The following is a 23,597-nucleotide window of genomic DNA, read 5'->3' as shown; positions in this document are numbered from 1 at the left end:
CCTCTCCTCGTAAATTTTCTGTTTCCGATGCGCCCAAAGCCTTGCGCATACGTCTTGTATACAGCAAGTATGGAGCAGGTACAACGGATACAGTGATCCCAGGCACACGAAGGAGTCGTCATGACCGAACCTGTTTCGGTAGATAGAAAAGGCCTGGCCAAGGCCTTTGCGGCCAGCCTCACCGGAACGGCATTGGAGTGGTACGACTTCGCGGTCTACTCGGCCGCCGCAGCTCTGGTGTTTCCGCTGGTCTTCTTCCCGGACATTGACCCGCTGACCGGGACTCTGCTGGCTTTCTCGACATACGCCGTCGGCTACGTCGCCCGTCCGGTCGGAGGGTTCGTCTTCGGACGGCTCGGCGACGTCATCGGACGAAAACAGCTCCTCGTCATCACCCTGATGTTGATCGGCGTCACGACGTTCGCCATCGGCCTGATCCCCGGATACGACTCCATCGGCATCGCGGCACCGATCATTCTCGTCACGATGCGTTTCTGTCAGGGCGTTGCCGTCGGCGGCGAATGGGGCGGAGCCGTTCTCCTGTCGAGCGAATACGGCGATCCCCGCAAACGCGGATTCTGGTCCTCGGCAGCACAGATCGGACCACCCGCAGGCAACCTGCTCGCCAACGGCGCACTTGCCGTTCTGACGCTGACATTGACCGACCAGCAGTTCGAGTCCTGGGGATGGCGCGTGGCGTTCCTGTTCTCCGCGGTACTCGTCGGATTCGGTCTGTGGATCCGGTTGAAGCTCGAGGACACCCCGGTGTTCAAGGCGCTGCAGGAAAGCGGCGAACGATCCGAGGCACCGATCAGCGAAGTGTTCAAGACCGAGCTACGACCCCTGGTGGCTGGCATCATGTCTCGTGTCGCACCGGACGTCATCTACGCGCTGTTCACCGTCTTCTCGATCACCTACGGCACACAGAAGTTGGGCTTCGAGCGCAGTGAGGTACTCACCGCCATTCTGATCGGGTCGGCATGCCAACTCGGCCTGATCCCGCTCGCCGGAGCGGTGTCCGATCGCATCAACCGACGCCTCGTCTACAGCGTCGCAGCCGTGGGCGGTGTCGCGTGGAGTGCGATCTTCTTCCTCGTCATCGGCGGAGGATCGCTACCGCTGCTGATCCTGGGTGTGGTTGTGGGCCTGGCGTTCCACTCGTTCATGTACGGGCCACAGGCAGCATTCGTCACCGAGCAGTTCAGCGTTCGATTGCGCTCGACCGGCAGCTCGTTGGCGTACACGATCGCCGGTGTTTTCGGTGGCGCGATGGCCCCGCTGATCTTCGTCTACCTGTTGGACAAGACGGACAGCTGGGTGCCGATCGCCGGGTACATCGTCGTCGTCGGTGCCGTGACACTCGTCGGCCTCGCCCTCGGACGCAACCCGGACCCCACCGAGGACGAGCACTACGTGCTGCTGGGCCAGCAGCACGAAAACGCTACGCGCGCAACAGAGTCTGAAGCGTGACCTCGAGGTGAGCGTCGATCTTCTCGTGCACCAGGCCCTCGTCGCCGGCACTCAGTGCGTCGATGATGGCCTGGTGCTCGGCGCACACTCGGTGTTGCCGGTTGGCGGCGGTGAACAACGCACTCAAGCCCACTCGGAGCTGACGCGCCCGCAAACCGGCATACGTGCGCGAGAGCAGATCACTGCCCGCCGAATCGATCAAACTCTGATGGAACGTCCCGTCCCAGTCGATGAATTCCTTGGGAGCGTCGGTGCTGTCGGAGTTCATCAGCAGCTCCTGCTGATGCAACGCATGCTGCATCGCCGCGATCGGAGCGTCACCGGCACGCAACGCCCGCGACGCCGCGTGCCGTTCCAGAACGCCACGCAGATCCATCAATTCGGCGATCTGCCGTCCGGACATCGCCGGCACATGGGCACCGCGCTTGGGCACCATCTCGACCAGACCCTCGGACTGCAGCATCAGCAACGCCTCACGGACCGGCGTGCGCGATACGCCGATTCGAGTCGCAAGTTCCTGTTCGTTCAGAAAAGTGCCGGTGGCGGCCGGTGACGACAACACCTGATCACGGACGAACTGGTACGCCTTGTCCCTCCCCGACAGTGGTTGCATACGATATGTATACCTGTCTTCCCCCGACGAAACCAGGAGTCACACCGTGAGCTCGACTATCCGCATCAGCCTGGCCCAGATCACCAGTGGCGAAAATCCCACCGAGAACCTCGAACTCGTCGAGACCCACACCCGCGCCGCGGCGCACGCAGGCTCGGACCTCGTCGTGTTCCCGGAGGCAATGATGCGCTGCTTCGGCGGACCCATCCGAAAGTTCGCACAGCCACTTGACGGCGAATGGGCACAGACCGTTCGTCGGATCGCGTCCGACGCCGGCATCACCGTCGTCGCCGGAATGTTCACTCCCGCGCCCGACGACAGAGTGACCAACACACTGCTCGTCACCGGCCCGGGCGTCGAGGCGAGCTACGACAAGATTCATCTGTTCGACGCGTTCGGATTCGCCGAATCCGATACCGTCGCACCGGGTTCCGACCCGCTCGTGCTCGACATCGCGGGAGTCCGCGTCGGCTTCGCGACCTGCTACGACATTCGCTTCCCTGCCCTGTTCCAGAAACTCGGGGACCTCGGTGCCGAACTCGTCGTGGTTCCGGCGTCCTGGGGATCGGGCGACGGCAAAGTGGAGCAGTGGACCCTGCTCGCTCGCGCGCGCGCACTGGATTCGACGACGTTCATCGCAGCCTGCGACCAAGCCGAACCGGCTGCCGCCGAGGGAAATGCACCGTTGGGCGTGGGACACAGCATCGTCTGCTCCCCCACCGGCGAAATTCTCGGCCAACTGGACGCGACGCCCGGAATGCTGACCATCGACATTCATACCGAGCTGGTCGACGCCGTGCGCAAGAACCTGCCAGTGCTGAAGAACCGCAAGCACTTCGACGCCTGAGCGCGCCGCGAACTCGAAGTTATGGACGAATTCCGGCCCAAATCCGTCCATAACTTCGAGTTCAGCGAGGATCTGCGCGCCTGGACCAGAACTCGTCGACCACCTCGGCCAGTCGATCCGGCTGCTCCAACGCCGGTATCACCCGCGCGCCGCTGACGGTGACCTCGCGCGCATCGACCATCGTGGCGACCACGGCGCGGGCCTCCTCCGGCGTCCATTCACCACGATCGTCGGTGGTGACGAACAGGGTCGGACACGTCAAGGCCCGTGCAGCCCAATTCAAGTCCGTTCGATTCAGAATCGCCGTTTCGATGGCCAGGATGGTCGCCCGACGGCCCGCCCGCCCGATTGCGTCGCGCAGCAACTGCACCGCCTCGGGGTCGTGAGCTCGGGAGTGATCGGTGAAAATGGTTTCCTCGATGGCCGATCGCACCGGGCCACGAAGCCCGACAAGATGATACAGCGGCAGCAGCATGCGGACCTTGCGACGCAACGGCTCGTCGATGGGATGCGTCGGCGCACTGATCGCAACGAGGGTCGAGATCAAATCCGGTCGTCGCGCGGCTACCTCCATACCGACATGACCACCCCAAGCATTTCCGACCCAATCGACGCTGCCGAATCCCCATCGGCGCTGCATCTCTTCCACTAGTTCGACAGCGGCATCGGCACACGCCGAGATATCGGCGGCTTCGCTCAACGGGTCGCTCGAACCACAGGATGGGGCGTCGACCAGGTGCACAGTCCGAGCTGCAGCCAGCTCCGGCAGAACGCGATCCCAGCTCGAGGAGTCGACGAACATGCTGTGCCACAGCACAACCGGCGGTCCCGTGCCCGTCACTCGGACGTGTAACCGACCGAGTCGAGTAGGAAAGTGGTACTCGTTCATATTTAACATTACACAGCGTAATCTCAATTATGTCTAGACTGCGTCTCATGGCCAGGGCTTACTCGTCGGACCTGCGTACCGAGCGCGCTCGACTCAACCGCGCCGCAGTGACCGACGCCGCACATGCGATGTTCCTGAGTCGAGGATGGGTCGCCACCACCATGGCCGACGTCGCGTCGGCTGCCGGTCTGACCCGGCAGACCGTCTACCAACAATTCGACGGCAAGCTCGCGTTACTGGACGGATGCATCGACAGTGCGCTCTCGAACGGCCTGGACTCGCCCGTCCGCCAGTTGCCGGACTACGAGAAGATGGGCACCGGAACGTTCGAGGAACGACTCGCCGCCGGCGCGGCCTGGCTCCGCGGGGCACATGAGCGATCCGCGGCCATACAACACGTGCTGGACGAGGCCGCAGTAGTGGATCCAGTTGCTGCGCAGCGACTCTCGGTCCGCGAGAAAACGCGATGGGACGAGAACCGTTGGGCAGCAGGGCTGATTCTCGGCGGTCCTCCGCCGGACATCGTCGTCGACGCCATGTGGTTGCTCACGGCTCGCTCGGTGTGGCTGAGATTGACCCGCGAGCGCGGATGGACCTCCGAGCAATGGGAGCAGTGGTTCATCGCGCACGCTCGAACAGAACTGCAGCCGCGAACTCGAAGTTAGGGATGGATTCCGGCCGAATCTCGTCCATAACTTCGAGTTCGCCGGGACACCAAGCCCCGTCACGCAGCGAGATCGCAGTTGTGCAGCCAAGAGTGGCCATATCACCTGCGTAACTGCGAACTCGGCGGGATACGCAGGCCGTAAACGACAACGCCGCCGACTCCCGAGGGGAGCCGGCGGCGTTGTCGTGCAGCAAGAGCTAGCGGGAGCTGACGTCCTGGTAGTCGCGCTCGGTGTAGCCGGTGTAGATCTGGCGCGGACGGCCGATCTTGCCGGTGGTGTCCTCGTTCTGCTCGCGCCAGTGCGCGATCCAGCCCGGGAGACGACCCATCGCGAACAACACCGTGAACATGCGCGGCGGGAAGCCCATCGCGCGGTAGATCAGGCCGGTGTAGAAGTCGACGTTGGGGTACAGCTTGCGCTCGACGAAGTAGTCGTCGGTGAGTGCGGTCTCTTCGAGCTTGAGGGCGATCTCGAGCAGTTCGTCGCCGTTGCCCAGCTTGCCCAGGATCGTGTGTGCGGTTTCCTTGACCAGCGTCGCGCGCGGATCGAAGTTCTTGTACACCCGGTGTCCGAAGCCCATGAGCTTGACGCCGTCTTCCTTGTTCTTCACTCGACGCAGGAAGTCGGTGGCGTCGCCGCCCTCGGCCTTGATCTTGTCGAGCATCTCGAGCACGGCCTGGTTGGCACCGCCGTGCAGCGGGCCCCATAGCGCGTTGATGCCGCCGGAGATCGAGGTGAAGAGGTTGGCCTGCGAGGATCCGACGAGGCGGACCGTCGACGTCGAGCAGTTCTGCTCGTGGTCGGCGTGCAGGATGAGCAGCATGTCGAGTGCCTTGACGATCTCGGGATCGACCTCGTACGGCTCGGCGGGGAAGCCGAACGTCATGCGCAGGAAGTTCTCGACCAGGCTCTTCGAGTTGTCCGGGTACAGGAACGGCTGACCGACCGACTTCTTGTAGGCGTAAGCCGCGATGGTCGGCAGCTTGGCCAGCAGACGGATGGTGGAGAGCTCGACCTGCTCGGGATCGTTCGGCTCGAGCGAATCCTGGTAGTACGCCGACAGTGCGTTGACCGCGCTCGACAGCACCGGCATCGGGTGGGCGTTGCGCGGAAAGCCGTCGAAGAAACGCTTGAGGTCCTCGTGCAGCAACGTGTGGCGACGGATGCGGTCGGTGAACGTCTCGAGCTCGTCCTCGGACGGCAGCTCCCCGTAGATCAACAGGTAGCTGACCTCGATGAACGACGACTTGCCCGCAAGCTGTTCGATCGGGTAACCGCGGTAGCGCAGGATCCCCGCGTCACCGTCGATGTACGTGATGGCCGACTTGGTGGACGCGGTGTTGACGAACCCGCCGTCCAGCGTCGTGTAGCCGGTGGTCGCCAGCAGCTTTCCCAGCTCGATACCGTTGTTGCCTTCACTGGCCTCGGCAATCGACATGGAATATTCGCCACCGGGGTAGGTGAGGGTGGCTTTGGCATCATTCTCAGCGGGCACGAATGGTCCCTCTCGAACTCGTGTAACGGACACGTACTTAAAACGGACAGTTCTAACGTCGCTAGTGAAACTAGTCTCTCGGTGCCTCGGACGCCCAGGGAGGGTCGGCACCGGGTCGTGAAACCGTGATCGCGGCTGCCGTGGCAGCGAACGAAAGAGCTTGCCGCCAATCCTCCCCGGTCATCTCCTGTACCGCTTTCGATGTGATAATGGTCTCTTTTTCCAGGTAGCTCAACAGTGCGCCGTGCACGGTGTCACCAGCGCCGATCGTGTCGACGACGTCGACGGCAACGCCCGGTACCGACACCTCCTCGGCTGCTGTCACTCCCGTGGCCGTCGTCTCCCCGGACGCGGTGAACACCGAGATTCCGTCTCCGCCGCGGGTCATCACCACCGCGGTCACCCCAGCGGCGAGCCAGTCGTCGACGGTGGTGCCCTGGGTGCCCAGTCCCAGCCAGTGCGAGTCGTCCTCGGACACCTTGAGAATGTCGATGCTCGGCAACCACGAGCGAAAGCGATCGCGGAATCCGTCGGCGGTGATGTCGCCGCTGGTGCTGTCGATGGCGGCCGGGCGAATATTGGGGTCGAGCATCGTCAGCTTGCCCGCGGCCCGAGCTCGATGCAGCAGTTCGGCGTACACCGACGCGCCGGGCTCGTACAGCAACGACAACGTGCCGAAGGACAGAACGCTGATCTCGTCGGGCAGATCACCGGGATCGGCGACGAGTCGATCGGCCGTGCCATCGGCGTAGAACGAGTACTCGGCGCTGCCGTCCTCGGCGAGGGTCGTCATCGCCAACGTCGTCGGCTCGTCACCGCGCTGCACCCACGAGATGTCGACACCGGCATCGCGCAGACTCGCCAGGATCTGCTCGCCGAACGAGTCGCGAGAGATGCGGGAGAGATAGGCAACCGGCGACCCCAACCGACCGATCGAGATGGCGACGTTGAACGGCCCGCCGCCGAGTTTCGGTGAGAGCAGCGGCCCCTCGTGCACCGGCACCAAATCCACCAATGCTTCGCCGCACACCAGAATCGTCACTTCTCGTACTCCATTCCCCAGCTGCCGGACCAGGTCTGACCCGGGTCGAGCACGATCAGATCGATCTCGGAATTCAACGCGTCGGGCGGGCAGGTCATCGGTTCGATCGCCAACGCACGTCCCCGATCCGGGTACGCCTGATCGTTGGCGGGATCGGCGGTGAACACCTGCACCCACCCGAAGTTGCTGTCGGTCCACAGCACCGTCGCGGTGCCGTCGGGGCCACGCAGTGTGTGCTTCGCGCGTCCGTCTACGTCCGGCACCGAGGCACTGAACGGAGTGTCGAGCTGCACGCCCTCGAGGTTCCGAGGCTGCCGAAAGTCGTACTCGGTATCGGCCGTCGGCACCGAAAGCCCTACGGGCAGATTGCGTACCGGATCGAGCGGCAGCCGCGTACCCGCGGACAGTTCGAGCGTGCATTCGTCGAGGGGTACGTCCCCGACACGCACGTAGGTATGGAATCCCATTCCGTACGGCGCAGCCGATTCGCCCGTGTTCGTCGCCGACGCGGTCACCGTCAGACCGTCGTCGGACAGCTCGTGTGCCACCGTCAATCGCAACGAGAACGGCCAACCCTCGTGCGTACCGATGTCCACGCTCTGCTCGACGCGAGACTCGGTGTGCTCGTCGAGAGTCCACTCCACCCGTCGGACGAAACCGTGGCTCGCGTTGTTGCGGGCCGGTTCGGTGATCTCCAACCGATGTTCGACGCCTTCGAACGTGAACGTTCCGTCGGCCGTTCGATTGGGCCACGGGGCCAACACCAGTCCCGCCGACAGCGGCGGCTTGGTGCCCGCCTCCCACGTTTCGGTGAGCGGTGAGCCGTCGTACTCGAGGACCCGCAGGCCCGCTCCGACAGCAGCGACGTCGGCGCGATACTTGCCGCTCGTCAACGAATACGTCTGCGCCTCAGCTGTGGGAGCCATGCGAGCCATTGTCCACGACGGTGTCGTCCACCGTCTTGCTACCGACGATTGCGCCCACTCGGTAGCGAATGAATGCCGGTAGCGCGAGGGCTGCGATCGAGACACCGATGACCACCAGCACACCGCCTCCTGCGGCGGCCGCGGCCGTCCCCACCGAGGCCGCTGCCGCGCCGTGCAGAACATCGCCGATCCGGGGCCCTCCCGCGACGACGACGATGAAGACGCCTTGCAGTCGGCCGCGCATCTCGTCGGTCGCCACCGTCTGCAGCATCGTGCTGCGGAACGCCGCCGAGATCATGTCGGCACCACCACCGAGCGCCAGAAACGCCAGTGCGAACCACAGGGCAACCGTCGTCGCTCCGTCGGTCGCCGCACCGACGGCGAGCCCGAATCCGATCATCGCCACGCCCCAGACGACGATGCAGATCAACACCGCAAGTCCTTGACGCTGCACGCGCGGTAGCCAACCGGAGAACACTCCACCGAGCACCGCTCCCGCGGACATCGCCGCGAACAGCATGCCGAGCACGGGCCCACCCGAGGCCGGGTCCCCGAAACTGTCGTGGGCGATCTGCGGGAACAGCGCCCGTGGCATCCCGAACACCATGGCGATGATGTCGACGACGAAGGACGCCAGCAGCACCTTCTGGGTCGCGAGGTACGCGAAACCCTCGAACACCGAACGCAATCCAGCGCGTTGACCGGACTTGGCCGGCGGAATGCCCGGCAGCCTGATCACCGCCCACAGCGTGGCGAACAGTGCGATGGTGTCGATCAGGTAGAGCGTCTCCAGTCCGATGTAGTAGATGAGGATGCCTGCACTGAGCGGACCGGCGATGGCACCGAAGTTCATCACCGTCATGTTCAGAGAGTTCGCGGCGGGCAGCTGCGCCGCGGGCAGGATTCGCGGCAGTATCGCACTGCGGGTCGGCTGATTGACGGCGAAAAAGGCCTGCTGAATTGCCAACAGCACCAACACGATCCACACGTTGTTCAGTTCCAGGAACGCCTGCAACCAGAACAGTGTCGACGTTCCGATCAGACCGAACGTGGTGATCATCAACAAGGTTCGGCGGTCCATCACGTCGGCCAGGGCCCCGCCCCACAGCCCGAACACGATGAGGGGCACCAGAGCGAACACGCCCGTCAAGCCGACGTAGGCCGAGCTCAGGGTGATCTGATAAACCTGTTGCGGCACAGCGACGATCGAGAGCTGCGCGCCGATGACGGTGACGATGTTCGCCAGCCACAGGCGGCGATATGCGGGAGTCTTCAGCGGGGTCGTGTCGGCCAGGATGCCGCGCAGCCCGCTCACGGTTGCAGTCGCTCGATCACACCGCTCGCCGGCATCACTCGAATTCTGTTGTGCATCCGGCTGGTTCGACCCTGCCAGAATTCGACGACCTCCGGTTCGACGCGGATGCCGCCCCAGTTCGGCGGCACCGGCACCTCGCGTCCGTCGAACGTCGCGGTGACCTCGGCCAGTTGCGCGGCGAGGGCGTCGCGAGACACGACGGTTCGCGATTGCTCCGACGCCCATGCACCCAGCTGCGAGCCGCGCGGTCGCGTCCGCCAGTACGCCTCGGTGGTGTCTCGGTCGACTCTGGTGACCGGTCCGCGGACGGTGAGCTGACGGGCGATGCCGATCCACGGAAAGGTGATGGACGCGTACGGCGTCGACGCCAACGCGCGGCCCTTGTCCGAGTCGTAGTTGGTGTAGAACACCACGCCCTCGGCGTCGAGGTCCTTGCACAGGACGGTGCGGGTCGCGGGCCTACCGGCAGCGTCGACCGTGCCGAGCACGATCGCGTTGGGCTCGGGCAGATTCGCGGCAACGGCGTCCGAGAGCCACTGCCGGGCCAGTGGCAACCAGCCGTCGCTCAGGGCGTCGACGTCGAGATCCTTGGGCTCGCCGTAGTCCACTCGCATGGTGGCCAGGCGCTGTTCGTCTGCAGACACGAACCCAGACGCTACTCCCGCGTAAAAGCTCGCTATGGTTTCCGCAAGCACGCCCGGATGCGGCGCAGAGCCGGGCGCAGTCGCGACGAGGGAGTCCACAGACCATGGCTGTTCAACACGTTCCCGAAGATTTCGTTCCCGGTCTCGAAGGTGTGGTCGCCTTCACCTCCGACATCGCCGAACCCGACAAGGACGGCGGCGCACTGCGTTACCGCGGAGTCGACATCGAGGAACTGGTTGCACAGGGCGTCACCTTCGGCGATGTGTGGGCGCTGTTGGTCGACGGGGAATTCGGCCGCGGCCTGCCACCGGCCGAGCCGTTCCCCCTGCCCATCCACACCGGTGACGTCCGCGTCGACGTCCAGGCAGGCCTGGCGATGCTCGCTCCCATCTGGGGATATCAGCCGGTACTCGACATCGACGACAGCACCGCCCGCGACAACCTGGCCCGCGCCTCGGTGATGGCGCTGTCCTACGTCGCGCAGTCCGCTCGCGGGATCTACCAGCCCGCTGTGCCCCAGAGCCGCATCGATCAGGCAGCCACCGTGACCGAACGCTTCATGGTCCGCTGGAAGGGCGAGCCCGACCCCGCACACGTCGCCGCCATCGACGCCTACTGGGTGTCCGCCGCCGAACACGGCATGAATGCATCGACGTTCACCGCCCGCGTCATCGCCTCCACCGGAGCAGACGTCGCAGCATGCCTCTCCGGAGCCATCGGCGCGATGTCCGGCCCACTGCACGGCGGCGCCCCGGCCCGCGTACTGCCCATGATCGAAGAAGTCGAGAAGACCGGCGACGCCCGCGCGCTGATCACCGGAATCCTCGACCGCAAGGAAAAGCTCATGGGCTTCGGGCACCGCGTCTACCGCGCCGAGGACCCCCGAGCCCGCGTCCTGCGCGCCACCGCCAAGCGCCTGAACGCTCCGCGCTACGAGGTTGCCGCCGCGCTCGAACAGGCCGCGTTGACGGAACTGCGCGAACGCCGCCCCGATCGTGCCATCGAGACCAACGTCGAGTTCTGGGCCGCCGTGATCCTCGACTTCGCCGAGGTCCCGGCACACATGATGCCCGCGATGTTCACCTGCGGACGCACCGCCGGCTGGTGCGCTCACATTCTCGAGCAGAAACGCCTGGGCAAGTTGGTGCGCCCCGCCGCCCTCTACACCGGCCCCGAACCCCGCACCCCCGACTCCGTCGAGGGCTGGGAGCTGATCCGGTAGTCGACGGTGTCATGACACCCGACTAGCCTGTGGAGGCCATATTCCATCGACGCTAGGACGCGCTACTCCATGGCCGATTTGCCGATCATTCCCGCCGATCTTCTTCCCGCCGACGGACGCTTCGGTTGCGGCCCGTCCAAGGTTCGCCCCGAGCAGCTGCAGTCCCTGGTCGACGTCGGTGCGTCCGTGTTCGGCACCAGCCACCGCCAGAAGCCCGTCAAGGACGTCGTCGGACGTGTACGCAGTGGTCTGAAAGACCTGTTCTCGCTCCCCGAGGGCTACGAGGTCGTGCTCGGCAACGGTGGTACCACCGCGTTCTGGGATGCCGCTGCGTTCGGCCTCATCCGGGAGAAGTCGCTGCACCTGACCAACGGTGAGTTCAGCTCGAAGTTCGCCTCGGTGGCCAAGAACAACCCGTTCATCGGCGATCCGATCGTCGTCAAGGCCGAGCCCGGCAGCGCGCCCGAGCCCACGTCGGATCCGTCCGTGGACCTCATCGGTTGGGCCCACAACGAGACCTCGACGGGCGTGGCCATCCCGGTCAGCCGTCCGGCCGGCTCGGAGAACGCCCTCATCGCGATCGACGCCACCTCCGGTGCCGGCGGTCTGCCGGTGAACGTCGCCGATTCCGACGTCTACTACTTCGCTCCGCAGAAGTGCTTCGCCGCCGACGGTGGCCTGTGGGTCGCGCTGATGAGCCCGGCCGCGCTAGCCCGCGTCGACGAGATCGCCTCCAGTGGCCGGTGGGTTCCGGACTTCCTGTCGTTGCCGATCGCCGTCGACAACAGCAGCAAGGACCAGACGTACAACACCCCCGCAGTGGCGACGCTTCTGCTCTTCGCAGACCAGATCGAATGGCTCAATTCGCAGGGTGGACTGGACTGGGCCACGAAGCGGACCGCGGACTCGTCCTCACGCCTGTACGACTGGGCCGAGAACAGTGACTTCGCAACGCCGTTCGTGACCAACCCGGATCACCGCAGCCAGGTCGTCGGCACGATCGACTTCGACGAGAAGGTCGACGCGGCCCAGGTCGCCAAGATCCTGCGCGCCAACGGCGTCGTCGACACCGAGCCGTACCGCAAGCTCGGCCGCAACCAGCTGCGTGTCGGTATGTTCCCGGCCATCGAGCCGGACGACATCACCGCACTGACCAAGAGCATCGACTGGGTCGTCTCCACGCTGAGCTAGTCGGCAGCCAACTCACAGCTACAGCGCTCCCTCCGAGGCCTACACTTGCTATCAATTACGCAAGCGTAACGACCTCGGAGGGAGCGTTCGCATGTCCAGGCTCCTGTCCGTCGTTCTACGACTGCGGGTGACGCTCGTGTACTGCCTGCTCACAGCCGCAGGAACCGTCACTCTTGGGCAGATCGGGCCGCACGATCGTTGGCATGTGCTGCACGCCGCGAGCACCAACCTGCACAATCTCACCGACGGTCATCTCGCCACGCTCGTCACCAGCGCCTTCCTCACCGAAGGCCGGCCCGATTGGTGGTGGCTCGCCTCGGTCGCCATCCTGTTCGCCGTCGCCGAGTGGGTCTCGGGGTGGCGCCGGTTTCTGCTCACGTTCTGCGCCGGGCACATCGGCGCGACGGCACTGGTAGCTGTCGGGCTGTTCGTCGGCATCCACGTCGACTGGTTTGCCGACTCGTTGGCCGTAGCCGTCGACGTCGGGGTCAGTTATGCCGCAGCTGCGGTGGCGGGGTCCTTGATTCGATACCTGACGATGCCGTGGCGCGCAGTGTGGGGCGCATTGTGGATCGCCGTTGTCGCCGCCGGAGCCATCACGGATCCCTCGTTCACCGCTGCCGGCCACGCCCTGGCGCTGACCATCGGACTCGGACTCGGCGTGTTCTTTCTTCGCCGAGACGCAATGCCGTTGTCCCGCAATCGAATCGACTCGACTTCGGCCGATCGGGTGCAACCGAGCGCGCAGCTGTCTACTCTCTGAGAAAGAAACCGACGCCGCCGCCGCGAGGCGTGTCGGACACCCGCCGAATACGGTAGGTGAACTAGGCTCGAATTCGACGGTATCGCGAGCCGGCGCGATGAGGAGGTCAAGGTGCGAGACTTACGTGTGGTGGGTCTCGAGGCCGACGGAAAGTTCGTCGTGTGCGCAGATCCCAAAACCGGCGACAGATTCCGGCTTCCAGCCGACGACAAACTCCGCGCAGCCTCACGCGGAGACATCGCTCGACTAGGACAGATTGAGATCGAAATGGACAGCTTGCTCCGGCCGAAGGAAATCCAGGCCCGTATCCGCAGCGGCGCGACCATCGAACAGGTCGCCGCAGATTCCGGAATGGCCATCAGCCGAGTCGAGGTGTTCGCGCACCCCGTACTGCTCGAGCGTTCGCAGGCAGCGTCGATGGCCCAGGCCGGACATCCGCTGCGGCACGACGGCCCGGCTGTGCAGACCCTGCTCGACATCGTCACCCTCGCCTTCCGCGCTCGCGGACACAACCTCGACGACGCGGCGTGGGACGCCTGGCGCGACGAGGACAACAAGTGGGTCGCCCAGCTGAAGTGGCAGGCAGGTCGCACCACCAACAAAGCGCACTGGCAGTTCTTGCCCGACGGTCACGGCGGCACCATCGCACCACTCGACGACACCGCACGCGAACTGATCGACCCGGACTTCGGACGTCAACTCCGCGGCCTGGCCCCGGTACGTGCACTTGCCTCCGCCGAGGATTCCGACGACGAGACCTCGCAGCAGAGTTTCGACGAGTACTACGGCACCACCGCCGACAGCGAGATCGACGCCGAGACCATCGACGTCGAGGTGGACGATGCGCCGACTCCCGAGCCCGAGCAGCCGCGCGAAGCGGTGGCGAGGGAGCCCAGGCCCGCACCCAAGCCTGCCGCCGGTCACACCAGCGGCAAGGACAAGCGTGGCAAGCCGGCCATGCCATCGTGGGAAGACGTCCTGCTCGGTGTGCGCAGCAGCGGTCACAACTGAGTTCTTCGTGTGACCGATGTGCCGCGCGATGTCGGAGTGTCGACACCCACACCGTAGGCTTCGATGGAAGTCACGGAGAGAGAGGTGCCGGTAGTGGGGGCCAAAGCATCAACGATCTGGTACGTGGACGCACCGGATCCCATATCGGTACTGCGAGAAGCCACCACCTCCGACTGGAACGCCGCCAGTGCGCTCGTCGGACGGCTCTACCCCCATCTCACGGCCGTCCCCCTCGAGCAGGGACCCATCTCGACCTCGGCGGGCGTGGACGACGATCACGTGTTCATCGGGTGCTACCCCGGCGTCACCGTCGTCTGCGGATCCAACTTGTCGGTGCCCACGCCGTCGACCCTTCCCGAATCCGTCACCCGCCCACTGGCCTCCGAGCACACCTACCTCGTCGCCTCGGACCCCGAGCATGCCTGGGGCGCGTTCGCCTACTGGGAGCGCGGTGAATTCCGACGCTCGTTCAGCGCCACCCCCGTCTACATCTACGAGGACGTCGGTCTGCCTCTGGTGTGGGAGCGTCCGTTCTGGGCCGGTGACCACCCGCTGATCTACCCGCCCGGAGTGATGCCGGATCCGCAGTCACTGCCGTTCCACCCCCAGGAATTCGCCGAAGCCGCAAACGCCGAATGGCTCGGCTTCCGCTACACCGGTGGCCCGAAGCCCGGCGAGCTCGACCCGAATGCGCTGCCTGTCTGCGGTTTCACCATGTACGTGCCGGGGCAGGAGCCGCGGCCCCAGACCGTTCCGGTCCAGAATGCACCCGCAGCGGACTCGGCCGAGCCCGCACCGCGACCGAAGAAGCGCTGGTTCTCCCGCAAATAGTGGCTCGGGTGGGCACCGTTGCACGCAACGACCGCCGGCCGACGGGATTCCGCCGATCGTCGGCGGTAGTGCGCAACCCTGTCCGGGCCGGTCGGTCAGAACGCCAGAGCCGCCAGTGCCACGAAACTCAGAAGCGCACCGGCGCTCGCGCCGTACACGGCCCAACGCCATACCGGAACACCGAGCCACCGCATGACCGTCGGGGCTGCGCCTGCCACGACGACGAGGTTGAGGCCGATCGCGAGCAGCGGATGAACTCTGGCCAGTTCCAGGCCGAACGCCGTCAGTGCCACCGCGACGAGGATCGCCGCGATCACGGCAACCGGGACACCGGTCCAGCGAACGTCCGGATCCTTCACGTCAGACGCACCCGTTCGTAGAAGCCCATCGCCGCGGCCGTCGCGACATTGAGTGAATCGGTACCGGGCGCCATCGGAATACGAGCGCGAATGTCTGTGGCGCGCATGGCGTGTTCGGTCAGACCCGGCCCCTCGGCACCGAGCAGCAACGCGATCTTCTCCCCCGTCATCGCCGTCGCCAGAGACACCGCCTCCGGGTTCGGCGTCAGCGAGATCAGCTGAAAACCGTGCCGCCGCACCCGATCGAGGCCACGAGGCCACTCGGGCACCTTCGCGAACGGCACTCGGAGCACATGCCCCATCGACACCCGGACAGACCGTCGGTACAGGGGATCGGCGCAGGCGGCCCCGAACAACACCGCGTCCACCCCGAGACCGGCCGCATTGCGGAACATCGACCCGAGATTCTCGTGATCGTTGACGCCTTCCAGAATCGCCACCGTGCTCGCGCCCGCCAGCACCTCGTCCAGATCGAGGGCCGGCGGCCTGTTCGCCGCCGCCAACACACCACGGTTGAGGTGGAAGCCGACGACCTCGGCCATCACCTCGGCCGACGTCCGATAGAACGGAACGTCCGAATCGGCGAGGTCCTCGCGCAACGCGTCGAGCCGTCGATCCACGCCGAGCAGGCTGATCATCGGAAAACGCGAGCTCAGTAGGCGCTGCGCGACGAGCACGCCCTCCGCGATCACCAACCCTTTGCCCTCGGGCAGATCGGGGCGCCTGTCCGAGGAATTGAGGTCGCGGAAGTCGTCGAGCCGCGGGTCGAGGGGATCGTCGATGTCGATTACATGCACCACCTGCTCATCTTCTCACCCGGCATTTCTGGCAGTCCCTCGGCGAAGCACCACCCCGGTATGGAAAAGTCGTGAGCGATGACTACCGACGAATCGATCACCATCCGTACCGCCACCGACGACGACTGGGATGCCGTCGCGCTGCTCGACGCCCATGCGTTCGGCGAGCACCAGAACGCCGAGGACTTGGCCGAGACGCAGATCTTGACGAAGTCCGAGCACGTCTACCTGGCGTGGGACGGCGAGACCCCGGTCGGTGTGGCCATGCACTTCCCGATGTCGGTGACCGTTCCCGGCGGAGCTCAAGTCGAGGCATCGGGAGTGTCCTGGGTGTCCGTCGCGCCGACACATCGCCGACGCGGCATCCTGCGATCGATGTTCACCCAACAGCATCGCGCTCTGAACGATGCAGGCGCACCGTTGTCACTGCTGACGGCCAGCGAGGCGACGATCTACGGACGCTTCGGCTACGGGCCGGTGACCGAGGAGATCAGCGTCTCGATCGACCGTCGGTTCGCTCAGTTCCGCAAGGACGCTCCCCCGGCGACGGGTGTGCGGCTGATCGAATCGACCGAGGCCACCGAACTGCTTCCTGACATCTACCACCGCTGGCAGCAGCAGACCGCAGGCGCGCAGCCCAAGCCGCCGATCCGCTGGGAGCGCTTCTTCGCCGATCGCGAGAACCGACGCGGCGGACTGACCGCACTGTTCTTCGTCGTACATCCCGACGGATACGTCGCCTACCGACGCGGACGCAACCCGAGCCGGGTCGTGGTGGAGGAATTCATCGCGGTGACCGACGACGCCTACGCCGCGCTGTGGCAGATCCTCGTCGGCGTGGACCTGGTCGACACCATCGAGGTACGGCAGGCACGCGACGAGGCACTGCCGTTCCTGCTGACCAACAACCGGCTGCCGAAGGTCACCGCTCACCACGACGCTCTGTGGGCCCGGATCATGCATGTCGAGGCTGCCCTCGAGGCGCGCACCTATGCCCTCGACACATCACTGATCATCGCCGTCCGGGATCCCTTCCTCGACTCAGGCGGTACCTATTCGCTGACCGTCACGGACGGCAGAGCCACCTGCACCCGGGTGGAATCCGAGCCGGACATCGAACTCGACATCGACGTGCTCGCCAGCATCTACTTCGGTACCCACCGAGCCCGATTGTTCGCCGCGGCCAATCGCCTCACCGCCCGCAACGAGGAATCTCTGCATGCGCTGGATCTGACGTTCGGAACAGCGCGTCCCGCCGTCATGGGTTGGGGTTTCTGAGCGACTACCCTGCCAGCCCGTGTGTGAAGGCGAAGTGCACGGCCTGCGCTCGATCTCGCAGTCGGGCTTTGGCGAACAGATGGTTGATGTGTGTCTTGACTGTCGCCTCGCTGACGAACATCTGCTGAGCGATCTCGCGGTTCGACAGGCCGGCCGCGATCGCGCGTAGGACCTCGACCTCACGCGGGGTCAAACCAGCTGGGATCTTGGGCGGACGGGAGTGCTCGACGGCTCCGAGCAGGCGCGCCTGTACCTCCGGATTCAGCACCGCCTGCCCGGCTGCCGCCGCCCGCAATGCCGCCGCTATCTCGACCCGTCCGGCGTCCTTGGTGAGATATCCGCGTGCGCCCGCTCCGAGTGCATCGAGTATCGAGCGTTCGTCGGAGAAGGTCGTCAACACCACCACGGGTAGATCGGGGAAGAGCCCCTTCAGGATTCGGGTCGCCTCTATCCCGTCGGTGCCCGGCATCCGCAGGTCCATCAGCACGACATCGAGGGATTCGGTACTCATCGCGGCCTGCACTGCGGCGACCGCGCTGTCGCCGTCCGTCGCGGTCGAGACGACGGTGATGTCGTCGATCAGATCGAGCATCGTCGCCAGCGCCTCGCGCACCGACGCCTGATCGTCGGCGATCACTATCCGAATGCTCATAACCTCACCTTCGTGTTGTCTTCAGTGTGGTTGCGGCACAGCAACTGTGGCACGGACCGTCCAACCCCGCCCGTCCGGACCCGCCGCGATCGACCCGCCGACCAGTGCGGCGCGCTCGCGCATGCCGACCAAACCCATTCCGGTACTATCGACCGGTTTCGGCGGCGACGGAGCCGGGCCGTTGGTCACGGAGAGCTCCACCTGTTCTGCCGCGAAGCGAAGCACTACGTCGACTGCCGCTCCGGGAGCATGAGTACGGGCATTGGTCAGCGCCTCCTGCGCGCACCGAACAAGGAACTGCGACTGCGGCGTATCGAGATCGACAGCCTCGCCCTCGACCCGGAAGTTCCCGTCCGCGTCCACCAAAGCGGCCATCGTCGGCACCAGGGGCAGCACGTCCTGACGCAAAGTCTGCACGGCCCTGCGGGTTTCGGTGAGGCCCTCGCGAACGAGGCTCTGCGCCTTGCTCACCGCGGCTCTGGCCTCGTCGGCGCGACCGGCGTCGAGCAACGCGTCGGCGACTTCGAGCTGCATGTTGACCCCGGACAGCGAATGCGCGAGAACGTCGTGGATGTCGCGTGCGATACGGGCCCGCTCGGCCAGGGCATGCTCGCGCAATTCGGCGTCGGTGGCGCGCCGGGCATTGCGCAGTGCGTCCAGACGACTTCGTCGTGAATACCCGATCAGTACCGGCCACCCGGCGAAAAGACCGGCGGCCCATGGCCACCCGTCGACACCGTGGTGATCGGCGATCCACAGCGCGCACGCGCACGCCACGCTGAGCGACACCGCATACGGAAACGCAATCGACGGCTTGAACCGCCACCCGGCATGTCCGGCGAACAGGAACGGAAACGCTGCTGCGACCCCGGTTCCGCCCAGGGGAAGAATCGCGGCGGAGGCGACGAGTGCGATGCCGGCCCCGGCGAGCGAGAGCCGGAGACCGGTCGACCGACGAGACACCGTCGAGGCCGCCAGTACGAGACTGTTGACGACGAGCAGCGTGAGCACGAGCGGATCGTGCAGATCCGACGTCGCGAACGCCGCCACGACGACGACGGCCGTGACATACGGCCGACTCGACAGCCGGAAGCTGTCGAGTGCGGGTAACCGTACGTCCGGCGTGGGTGCCGACGTCACCGAATCTTCGCCCGTCCTTCGCGAACCCGACTGTGCATGTCGGCCAGCGTAGGCGACAACGTGTGGTTGCCGGACTTGTCGGCTCGCCACACGATGGTGGCCTCGGAATGCATGGCTCGGTAGAGCACGACGACCGACTCGGCGAGGAATCCGACCCCCACGGCCAACATGGTGGCCTGCCCGGCGACCGACGCTGCTGCCGGATCCACGACATTCTCCACCGGCACGAGGAGGAGGCGCACCGCGATCGCGGCCACCCACAGGCCGACCGACGCCAACGAGTAACGCATCCATGCCGCTCCGTCCCGCTCGGCGATCCGGACGGTGTAGCCGCGGACCACCCCGAACACGGCTCCGACGACACAGCCGAGGAGCAAGAACCCGATCGCCGTGGCCGAGAGCGCCGTCGAATTCAGTGACGCCAGTCCGGCGACGGCGAGGATCGCCGGAAGCACCAGCATGCGCCGAGCTTCCATGAGCTGGCCGGTCATGCGCCGCACCAGCAGGTACCCGACCAGAAGGACTACGAGAGCAATCGTTGCAATGTTCATGGCAGCAACGCTACGAAGATCGCGGTGGGGGCACATCGACCCACGGGTGGAGATCGGGTGGAGACACGCGCGCATGACGTTTGTCATGGCTGGACCGTGACGGTGTCACCTCAGGTCATGATGCGCTGCACTGTTTTCGGTGCGCGACGCGCAGCAGGATCGTAGTCATGAAGCAACCAGACGAAGGAAATCTGTTCACCGATCTGATGGAGCTCGGGCCGGCTCCGACGATGGCGCGTGAGATTGTCGTCATCGTCATCAGCATCGCTATCATCGCCGTGCTGTTCGCGATTGTCGGCCCGTCCCTTCCGGCGTTCGTCGCACTGGGCGTCATCGTCGCCTTCATGGGTGTCCGGTTCGTCATCGGACTGCGCCATTGGGGGACGCAATCATGACCATCATCGACGTCGACGGGATGACTCGCCGCTACGGATCGGGCAAGAACGCGTACGAGGCCGTCCAGGCTCTCGATCTCCATGTCGCGGAGGGTGAGCTGTTCGGCCTACTGGGCACCAACGGTGCGGGCAAGACATCCACTCTCGAAGTGATTCAGGGCCTTTCGCGACCCAGCAAGGGCACGGTGCGGATCATGGGTATGGATCCGGTGGCCGATCGCCGCAAGGTTCGGCCTGCTCTGGGAATCATGCTGCAGAAGGGCGGACTGCCTCAGGATCTGACCACCGCCGAGAGTCTTCGGATGTGGGCGGGCACCTGCAGCCATCCACTGCCGGTGGCGGAGGTGCTCGGTCGCGTGGACCTGGCCGACCGTGCCGATACGCGGGTCAAATTCCTGTCCGGCGGCGAGCAGCGCAGGCTGGACCTGGCATGCGCGATCATCAGCCGTCCGCGCATCTTGTTCCTGGACGAGCCGACGACCGGTCTCGATCCCGAAAGTCGCCGCAACACATGGCGGTTGATCCAGGAGTTGAAGAACTCCGGCGTCACGATCATGTTGACGACGCACTACCTCGACGAGGCCGAGTCACTGTGCGATCGACTCGCGATCATGCACCGCGGCAGAGTCGTTCGGAGCGGCACGGTGGACGAGGTGGTCGCCGACCATCCGGCGAAGATCGAACTGAAGGCCCCGGGCACGGCGTTGCCGTCGCTGCCGGGTACGTCGATGGACGTCTCGGGAGAGACGGTCTCGATCCAGACGTCCTCGGTTCAGGAGACGCTGACCGATCTACTGATGTGGGCTCGCACCAACGGCGTCACCCTGCACGGCCTGGACGCCCGCGCGGCATCGCTCGAAACCGTGTTCCTCTCCATCGCAGACGAATTCGACAACTCCGATGTGAACGACCCAGCTACCGACAAGACCGAGGTGATGAGCGCATGAGTACGATGACCGCCCTGTCGCGAGCAGAATTCACACTGCTCGGACGCAACCGAGTACTACTGTTCAACGCGACCGTCATACCTCTCGTGCTACCGGTGGTCATGCTGATCATCAGCAGTCGGGGCGACGACGGATTGACCGACGTGGGCGTGGGAGCGGCACTCGAGTTCTTCGCCCTGTTCCTGCTGGTGTTCATGGTCTACTACAACATGCTCTCGATCTACGCCACACGTCGAGACGAGTTGGTGCTCAAGCGACTTCGCACCGGCGAAAGCTCGGACATTCAGATTCTGCTGGGGCCGGCGGTCCCCTCGTTCGTCCTCACCGTCGCACTGGGCCTGATCGTCGGAGCTGTAGTGCTGGCCTTCGGTGGGCCCACTCCCACCAACGTCCTGCTCGTTGCTGTCGCCCTCCTCGGCGGCGCGGCACTGTTCGCCGCACTGGCGTTGATCACGTCTGCCTTCACCCGTAATGCGGAAGCAGCGCAGATCACCAGCCTGCCGGTCATTCTGATCGCCATGGCCGGCTCGGCCATGCTGCGCGACGTTCTCCCGGATTCACTGAGCCGAGTCGTCGAGCTGACCCCGATGGCGGCCGTGTCGGACCTGTTGAACCTCGGCTGGTTCGGCACCACCACTCCCGGCGACGCGTCGGTCGGGTTCGCCGCCACGTTCGCCGAGGCGGGGATGCCCTCAGTGGTCATGCTGGCCTGGATTCTCGGCAGCCTGCTGATCGCCCGGACCCACTTCCGCTGGGAACCGCGGTCCTGATCGCACCTGGCGTCGTCCGTCTGCAAGGCTGGAGATCATGAAGCTGTACGAGTACCTCAATCCACTGCACGGCTGGAACGACAGCAGTGCAGTGGAGAAGGTACGCGTCTACACCCGCCAATCGTTCCTGCTGATCACCGTCGGTGTCGCCGTCGGCGCGATGCTGACGACGCTTCAGTACGACGACTATCGATCGACGGCGGCGGCAGCGGTGTGTGCCGCCGCCGCTTTCGTGGTCGTTCAGCGCACCCCGGCACTCGGCGGCGAGTCGACGGCCAACCCTCGAATCCCGTTGGCGATCATGGCCGTCGCCGCTGTGGTGCTGGTTGCCGGAGGGACGACGAGCAACGCGCTCTGGGCCGCGGTACTCGTCACCACCGCGGTCGCGACCCTGATTCGATTGCGCTGGTCTCTCGCGGCAGCCGTGGCCGCGGCCGCGATTGCCGCGGCCGTGGGAACCCCGGCGCTGGAAACGGTAATACTCGGCGTCTTCATCGCTTTCATGGCCTTCACCGTGCAACTGTCGGCGTGGCTGCTGCGCATCGTGACCGAACTCGACGCCACCCGCGACGCAGCCGCAGCTCTCTCCGTCGCCGAGGAGCGCCTGAGGTTCTCGCGCGATCTGCACGACGTCGTCGGGCGCGCACTCTCGGCCATCGCGGTCAAGAGCGAACTTGCCGCAACGCTGGCCCGTCGGGGTGACGACCGCGCCGCGACGCAGATGGACGAGGTGCGCGCGTTGGCGCAGGAATCGATGACCGACGCCCGAAAGCTGGTGCGCGGCTATCGATCGGTGGATGTCGCAGGCGAACTCGACGGTGCCCGCTCGCTCCTGTCGGCGGCCGGGATATCCACCGAGCTCACCGGCGAGACCTCGGCACTGTCCGAGCGCGCGGCCGAGGCGGCCGCCTGGGTGGTTCGTGAAGGCGTGACGAACATACTGCGTCACTCCGCGGCCACCTATTGCCGAATCGAACTGACCGACAGCAGTATTCGACTGACCAACGACCACCCCGGCGCGCCGAACGGCCGCAACGACGGCACGGGCCTGAGCGGCCTACGGGAACGCTTGGTCGCGGTCGGAGGGGAACTGCGCACGGAGCAGACACCCGAGGAATTCACCCTCATCGCAGTGTTGCCCACATCGCCCCAGAACCCGAGGACCACACCATGATTCGAGTTCTACTGGCCGACGACGAGAACCTCATTCGATCGGCGCTGGCGACCATGCTCGATCTGGAGGACGACATCGAGATCGTCGGACAGGCCGATTCGGGCGAGAAGGCCCTGACGGTTGCCGCGGCCCTGGCACCCGATGTGGCAGTGCTGGACCTGCAGATGGGCGGGATCGACGGCATCGAGACGGCGCAGAAAATTGCCGAGACACTGCCCACCTGCGCGTCGATCATCGTCACCAGCCACGGTCGGCCGGGCTACCTGAAGAAGGCGCTCGAAGCCGGCGTGCGCGGGTTCCTCCCCAAGACCACCTCGGCCGCCACCCTGGCCGAGGTGGTGCGCACCGTGCACGGCGGCGGGCGGTACGTCGACCCGACGCTCGCCGCGGAAGCCATCGGAGCCGGGGACTCACCGCTCACACCGAGGGAAGCCGATGTGCTCGAGTTCGCCGCCGACGGCGCATCGATCGCGGAGATCGCGCAGCGCGCGCATCTGTCACCCGGGACCACCCGCAACTATCTCTCTGCGGCGGCCGCGAAACTCGGGGCGGCGAACCGGCACGAGGCCTGCGCACTCGCCCGACGCCACGGGTGGATCTGAGGAG

26 protein-coding genes are annotated in these 23,597 nt (G+C 65.4%); 14 read left to right on the top strand and 12 right to left on the bottom strand.

Annotation, left to right across the window (positions count from 1 at the left end; all coding sequences use genetic code 11):
- Positions 1-120 precede the first annotated feature (120 nt).
- Positions 121-1,470 (top strand): MFS transporter, encoded by a 1,350-nt coding sequence (locus tag CH278_RS08525; protein ID WP_094621619.1) that lies wholly within the window; start codon positions 121-123, stop codon positions 1,468-1,470.
- Here the strand turns inward: CH278_RS08525 and CH278_RS08520 are convergent.
- Positions 1,442-2,083, bottom strand: a complete 642-nt coding sequence (locus CH278_RS08520) for a GntR family transcriptional regulator (RefSeq protein WP_032365894.1) — start codon at positions 2,081-2,083, stop codon at positions 1,442-1,444. The two genes, CH278_RS08525 and CH278_RS08520, sit on opposite strands and share 29 nt — an antisense overlap.
- Positions 2,084-2,129: 46 nt before the next feature.
- On the opposite strand from CH278_RS08520, the gene CH278_RS08515 reads away from it, so the two are divergent.
- Entirely contained in the window at positions 2,130-2,930 is an 801-nt protein-coding gene (locus tag CH278_RS08515; protein ID WP_032399881.1) for a carbon-nitrogen hydrolase family protein, read from the top strand.
- Positions 2,931-2,991: 61 nt separating this feature from the next.
- Here CH278_RS08515 and CH278_RS08510 read toward each other — a convergent pair whose 3' ends face one another.
- Positions 2,992-3,819: an alpha/beta fold hydrolase gene (locus CH278_RS08510; protein WP_027495927.1), complete on the bottom strand. Its 828-nt coding sequence runs from the start codon at positions 3,817-3,819 to the stop codon at positions 2,992-2,994.
- 47 nt (positions 3,820-3,866) lie between these two features.
- Between CH278_RS08510 and CH278_RS08505 the strand changes: the two genes are divergently transcribed.
- On the top strand, positions 3,867-4,484 hold the full coding sequence (locus CH278_RS08505) for a TetR/AcrR family transcriptional regulator (protein WP_094621618.1): 618 nt from the start codon (positions 3,867-3,869) through the stop codon (positions 4,482-4,484).
- 199 nt (positions 4,485-4,683) lie between these two features.
- On the opposite strand, the gene CH278_RS08500 is transcribed toward CH278_RS08505, so the two are convergent.
- The 5 genes from CH278_RS08500 to pdxH form a co-directional block, all read right to left on the bottom strand.
- Positions 4,684-5,982, bottom strand: coding sequence for a citrate synthase (locus CH278_RS08500; RefSeq protein ID WP_027495925.1), 1,299 nt, complete (start codon positions 5,980-5,982; stop codon positions 4,684-4,686).
- A gap of 70 nt (positions 5,983-6,052) precedes the next feature.
- Complete coding sequence (locus CH278_RS08495) at positions 6,053-7,024, bottom strand: carbohydrate kinase family protein (protein ID WP_027495924.1); 972 nt, start codon at positions 7,022-7,024, stop codon at positions 6,053-6,055.
- Positions 7,021-7,950 (bottom strand): aldose 1-epimerase family protein, encoded by a 930-nt coding sequence (locus CH278_RS08490; protein ID WP_032385849.1) that lies wholly within the window; start codon positions 7,948-7,950, stop codon positions 7,021-7,023. The genes CH278_RS08495 and CH278_RS08490 overlap by 4 nt, the downstream gene beginning before the upstream one ends.
- Positions 7,934-9,256, bottom strand: coding sequence for an MFS transporter (locus CH278_RS08485; protein WP_052066337.1), 1,323 nt, complete (start codon positions 9,254-9,256; stop codon positions 7,934-7,936). The genes CH278_RS08490 and CH278_RS08485 overlap by 17 nt, the downstream gene beginning before the upstream one ends.
- Before the next feature lie 5 nt (positions 9,257-9,261).
- Positions 9,262-9,879 carry a pyridoxamine 5'-phosphate oxidase gene (gene pdxH, locus CH278_RS08480; protein WP_141214505.1) on the bottom strand — a complete coding sequence of 206 codons (618 nt, stop codon included), beginning with the start codon at positions 9,877-9,879 and terminating at the stop codon, positions 9,262-9,264.
- 134 nt (positions 9,880-10,013) lie between these two features.
- On the opposite strand from pdxH, the gene CH278_RS08475 reads away from it, so the two are divergent.
- The 5 genes from CH278_RS08475 (at position 10,014) to CH278_RS08455 (ending at position 14,928) form a co-directional block, all read left to right on the top strand.
- Entirely contained in the window at positions 10,014-11,132 is a 1,119-nt protein-coding gene (locus CH278_RS08475; protein WP_032365892.1) for a citrate synthase 2, read from the top strand.
- 69 nt (positions 11,133-11,201) lie between these two features.
- Positions 11,202-12,323, top strand: coding sequence for a phosphoserine transaminase (serC, locus tag CH278_RS08470; RefSeq protein WP_032365891.1), 1,122 nt, complete (start codon positions 11,202-11,204; stop codon positions 12,321-12,323).
- A 91-nt stretch (positions 12,324-12,414) separates the two neighbouring features.
- Positions 12,415-13,086 (top strand): rhomboid-like protein, encoded by a 672-nt coding sequence (locus tag CH278_RS08465; RefSeq protein WP_032371302.1) that lies wholly within the window; start codon positions 12,415-12,417, stop codon positions 13,084-13,086.
- Positions 13,087-13,197: 111 nt separating this feature from the next.
- A complete protein-coding gene (gene sepH, locus CH278_RS08460) occupies positions 13,198-14,097 on the top strand; it encodes a septation protein SepH (RefSeq protein WP_032388595.1) in 900 nt (299 codons plus the stop codon).
- Between the two features lie 63 nt (positions 14,098-14,160).
- Positions 14,161-14,928 (top strand): DUF6928 family protein, encoded by a 768-nt coding sequence (locus tag CH278_RS08455; protein WP_094621616.1) that lies wholly within the window; start codon positions 14,161-14,163, stop codon positions 14,926-14,928.
- A 95-nt stretch (positions 14,929-15,023) separates the two neighbouring features.
- Here CH278_RS08455 and CH278_RS08450 read toward each other — a convergent pair whose 3' ends face one another.
- Entirely contained in the window at positions 15,024-15,287 is a 264-nt protein-coding gene (locus tag CH278_RS08450; RefSeq protein WP_094621615.1) for a DUF2537 domain-containing protein, read from the bottom strand.
- Positions 15,284-16,087: a TrmH family RNA methyltransferase gene (locus tag CH278_RS08445; RefSeq protein ID WP_094621614.1), complete on the bottom strand. Its 804-nt coding sequence runs from the start codon at positions 16,085-16,087 to the stop codon at positions 15,284-15,286. The genes CH278_RS08450 and CH278_RS08445 overlap by 4 nt, the downstream gene beginning before the upstream one ends.
- Positions 16,088-16,162: 75 nt before the next feature.
- Between CH278_RS08445 and CH278_RS08440 the strand changes: the two genes are divergently transcribed.
- Positions 16,163-17,362: a GNAT family N-acetyltransferase gene (locus tag CH278_RS08440; protein ID WP_094621613.1), complete on the top strand. Its 1,200-nt coding sequence runs from the start codon at positions 16,163-16,165 to the stop codon at positions 17,360-17,362.
- Positions 17,363-17,366: 4 nt separating this feature from the next.
- Here CH278_RS08440 and CH278_RS08435 read toward each other — a convergent pair whose 3' ends face one another.
- The 3 genes from CH278_RS08435 to CH278_RS08425 are packed head-to-tail and all read right to left on the bottom strand — an operon-like array spanning position 17,367 to position 19,705.
- Positions 17,367-18,014 (bottom strand): response regulator transcription factor, encoded by a 648-nt coding sequence (locus CH278_RS08435; protein WP_094621612.1) that lies wholly within the window; start codon positions 18,012-18,014, stop codon positions 17,367-17,369.
- A 21-nt stretch (positions 18,015-18,035) separates the two neighbouring features.
- Complete coding sequence (locus CH278_RS08430) at positions 18,036-19,154, bottom strand: sensor histidine kinase (RefSeq protein ID WP_080733190.1); 1,119 nt, start codon at positions 19,152-19,154, stop codon at positions 18,036-18,038.
- Positions 19,151-19,705 (bottom strand): CcdC protein domain-containing protein, encoded by a 555-nt coding sequence (locus tag CH278_RS08425; protein WP_027495911.1) that lies wholly within the window; start codon positions 19,703-19,705, stop codon positions 19,151-19,153. Before CH278_RS08425 ends, CH278_RS08430 begins: the two co-directional genes overlap by 4 nt.
- A 167-nt stretch (positions 19,706-19,872) precedes the next feature.
- Here CH278_RS08425 and CH278_RS08420 point away from each other — a divergent pair, with 167 nt between their 5' ends.
- Genes CH278_RS08420 through CH278_RS08400 form a run of 5 tightly spaced genes read left to right on the top strand, consistent with a single transcriptional unit; the run spans position 19,873 to position 23,593 of the window.
- Complete coding sequence (locus tag CH278_RS08420) at positions 19,873-20,100, top strand: hypothetical protein (protein WP_176457023.1); 228 nt, start codon at positions 19,873-19,875, stop codon at positions 20,098-20,100.
- Positions 20,097-21,047 carry an ABC transporter ATP-binding protein gene (locus CH278_RS08415; protein WP_032365883.1) on the top strand — a complete coding sequence of 317 codons (951 nt, stop codon included), beginning with the start codon at positions 20,097-20,099 and terminating at the stop codon, positions 21,045-21,047. The genes CH278_RS08420 and CH278_RS08415 overlap by 4 nt, the downstream gene beginning before the upstream one ends.
- On the top strand, positions 21,044-21,817 hold the full coding sequence (locus CH278_RS08410) for an ABC transporter permease (RefSeq protein ID WP_032390761.1): 774 nt from the start codon (positions 21,044-21,046) through the stop codon (positions 21,815-21,817). Before CH278_RS08415 ends, CH278_RS08410 begins: the two co-directional genes overlap by 4 nt.
- 37 nt (positions 21,818-21,854) lie before the next feature.
- Positions 21,855-22,991 (top strand): sensor histidine kinase, encoded by a 1,137-nt coding sequence (locus CH278_RS08405; RefSeq protein WP_052066326.1) that lies wholly within the window; start codon positions 21,855-21,857, stop codon positions 22,989-22,991.
- On the top strand, positions 22,988-23,593 hold the full coding sequence (locus CH278_RS08400) for a response regulator transcription factor (RefSeq protein WP_027495906.1): 606 nt from the start codon (positions 22,988-22,990) through the stop codon (positions 23,591-23,593). The genes CH278_RS08405 and CH278_RS08400 overlap by 4 nt, the downstream gene beginning before the upstream one ends.
- The last annotated feature ends 4 nt before the right edge of the window (positions 23,594-23,597 follow it).

The sequence above is a fragment of the Rhodococcus sp. 05-2254-5 genome (genome assembly GCF_002258575.1).
Classification (GTDB): Bacteria; Actinomycetota; Actinomycetes; order Mycobacteriales; family Mycobacteriaceae; genus Rhodococcoides; species Rhodococcoides fascians.
The sequence above is the reverse complement of the archived record's forward strand: the minus strand, read 5'-3'. Positions and strand labels throughout refer to the sequence as shown.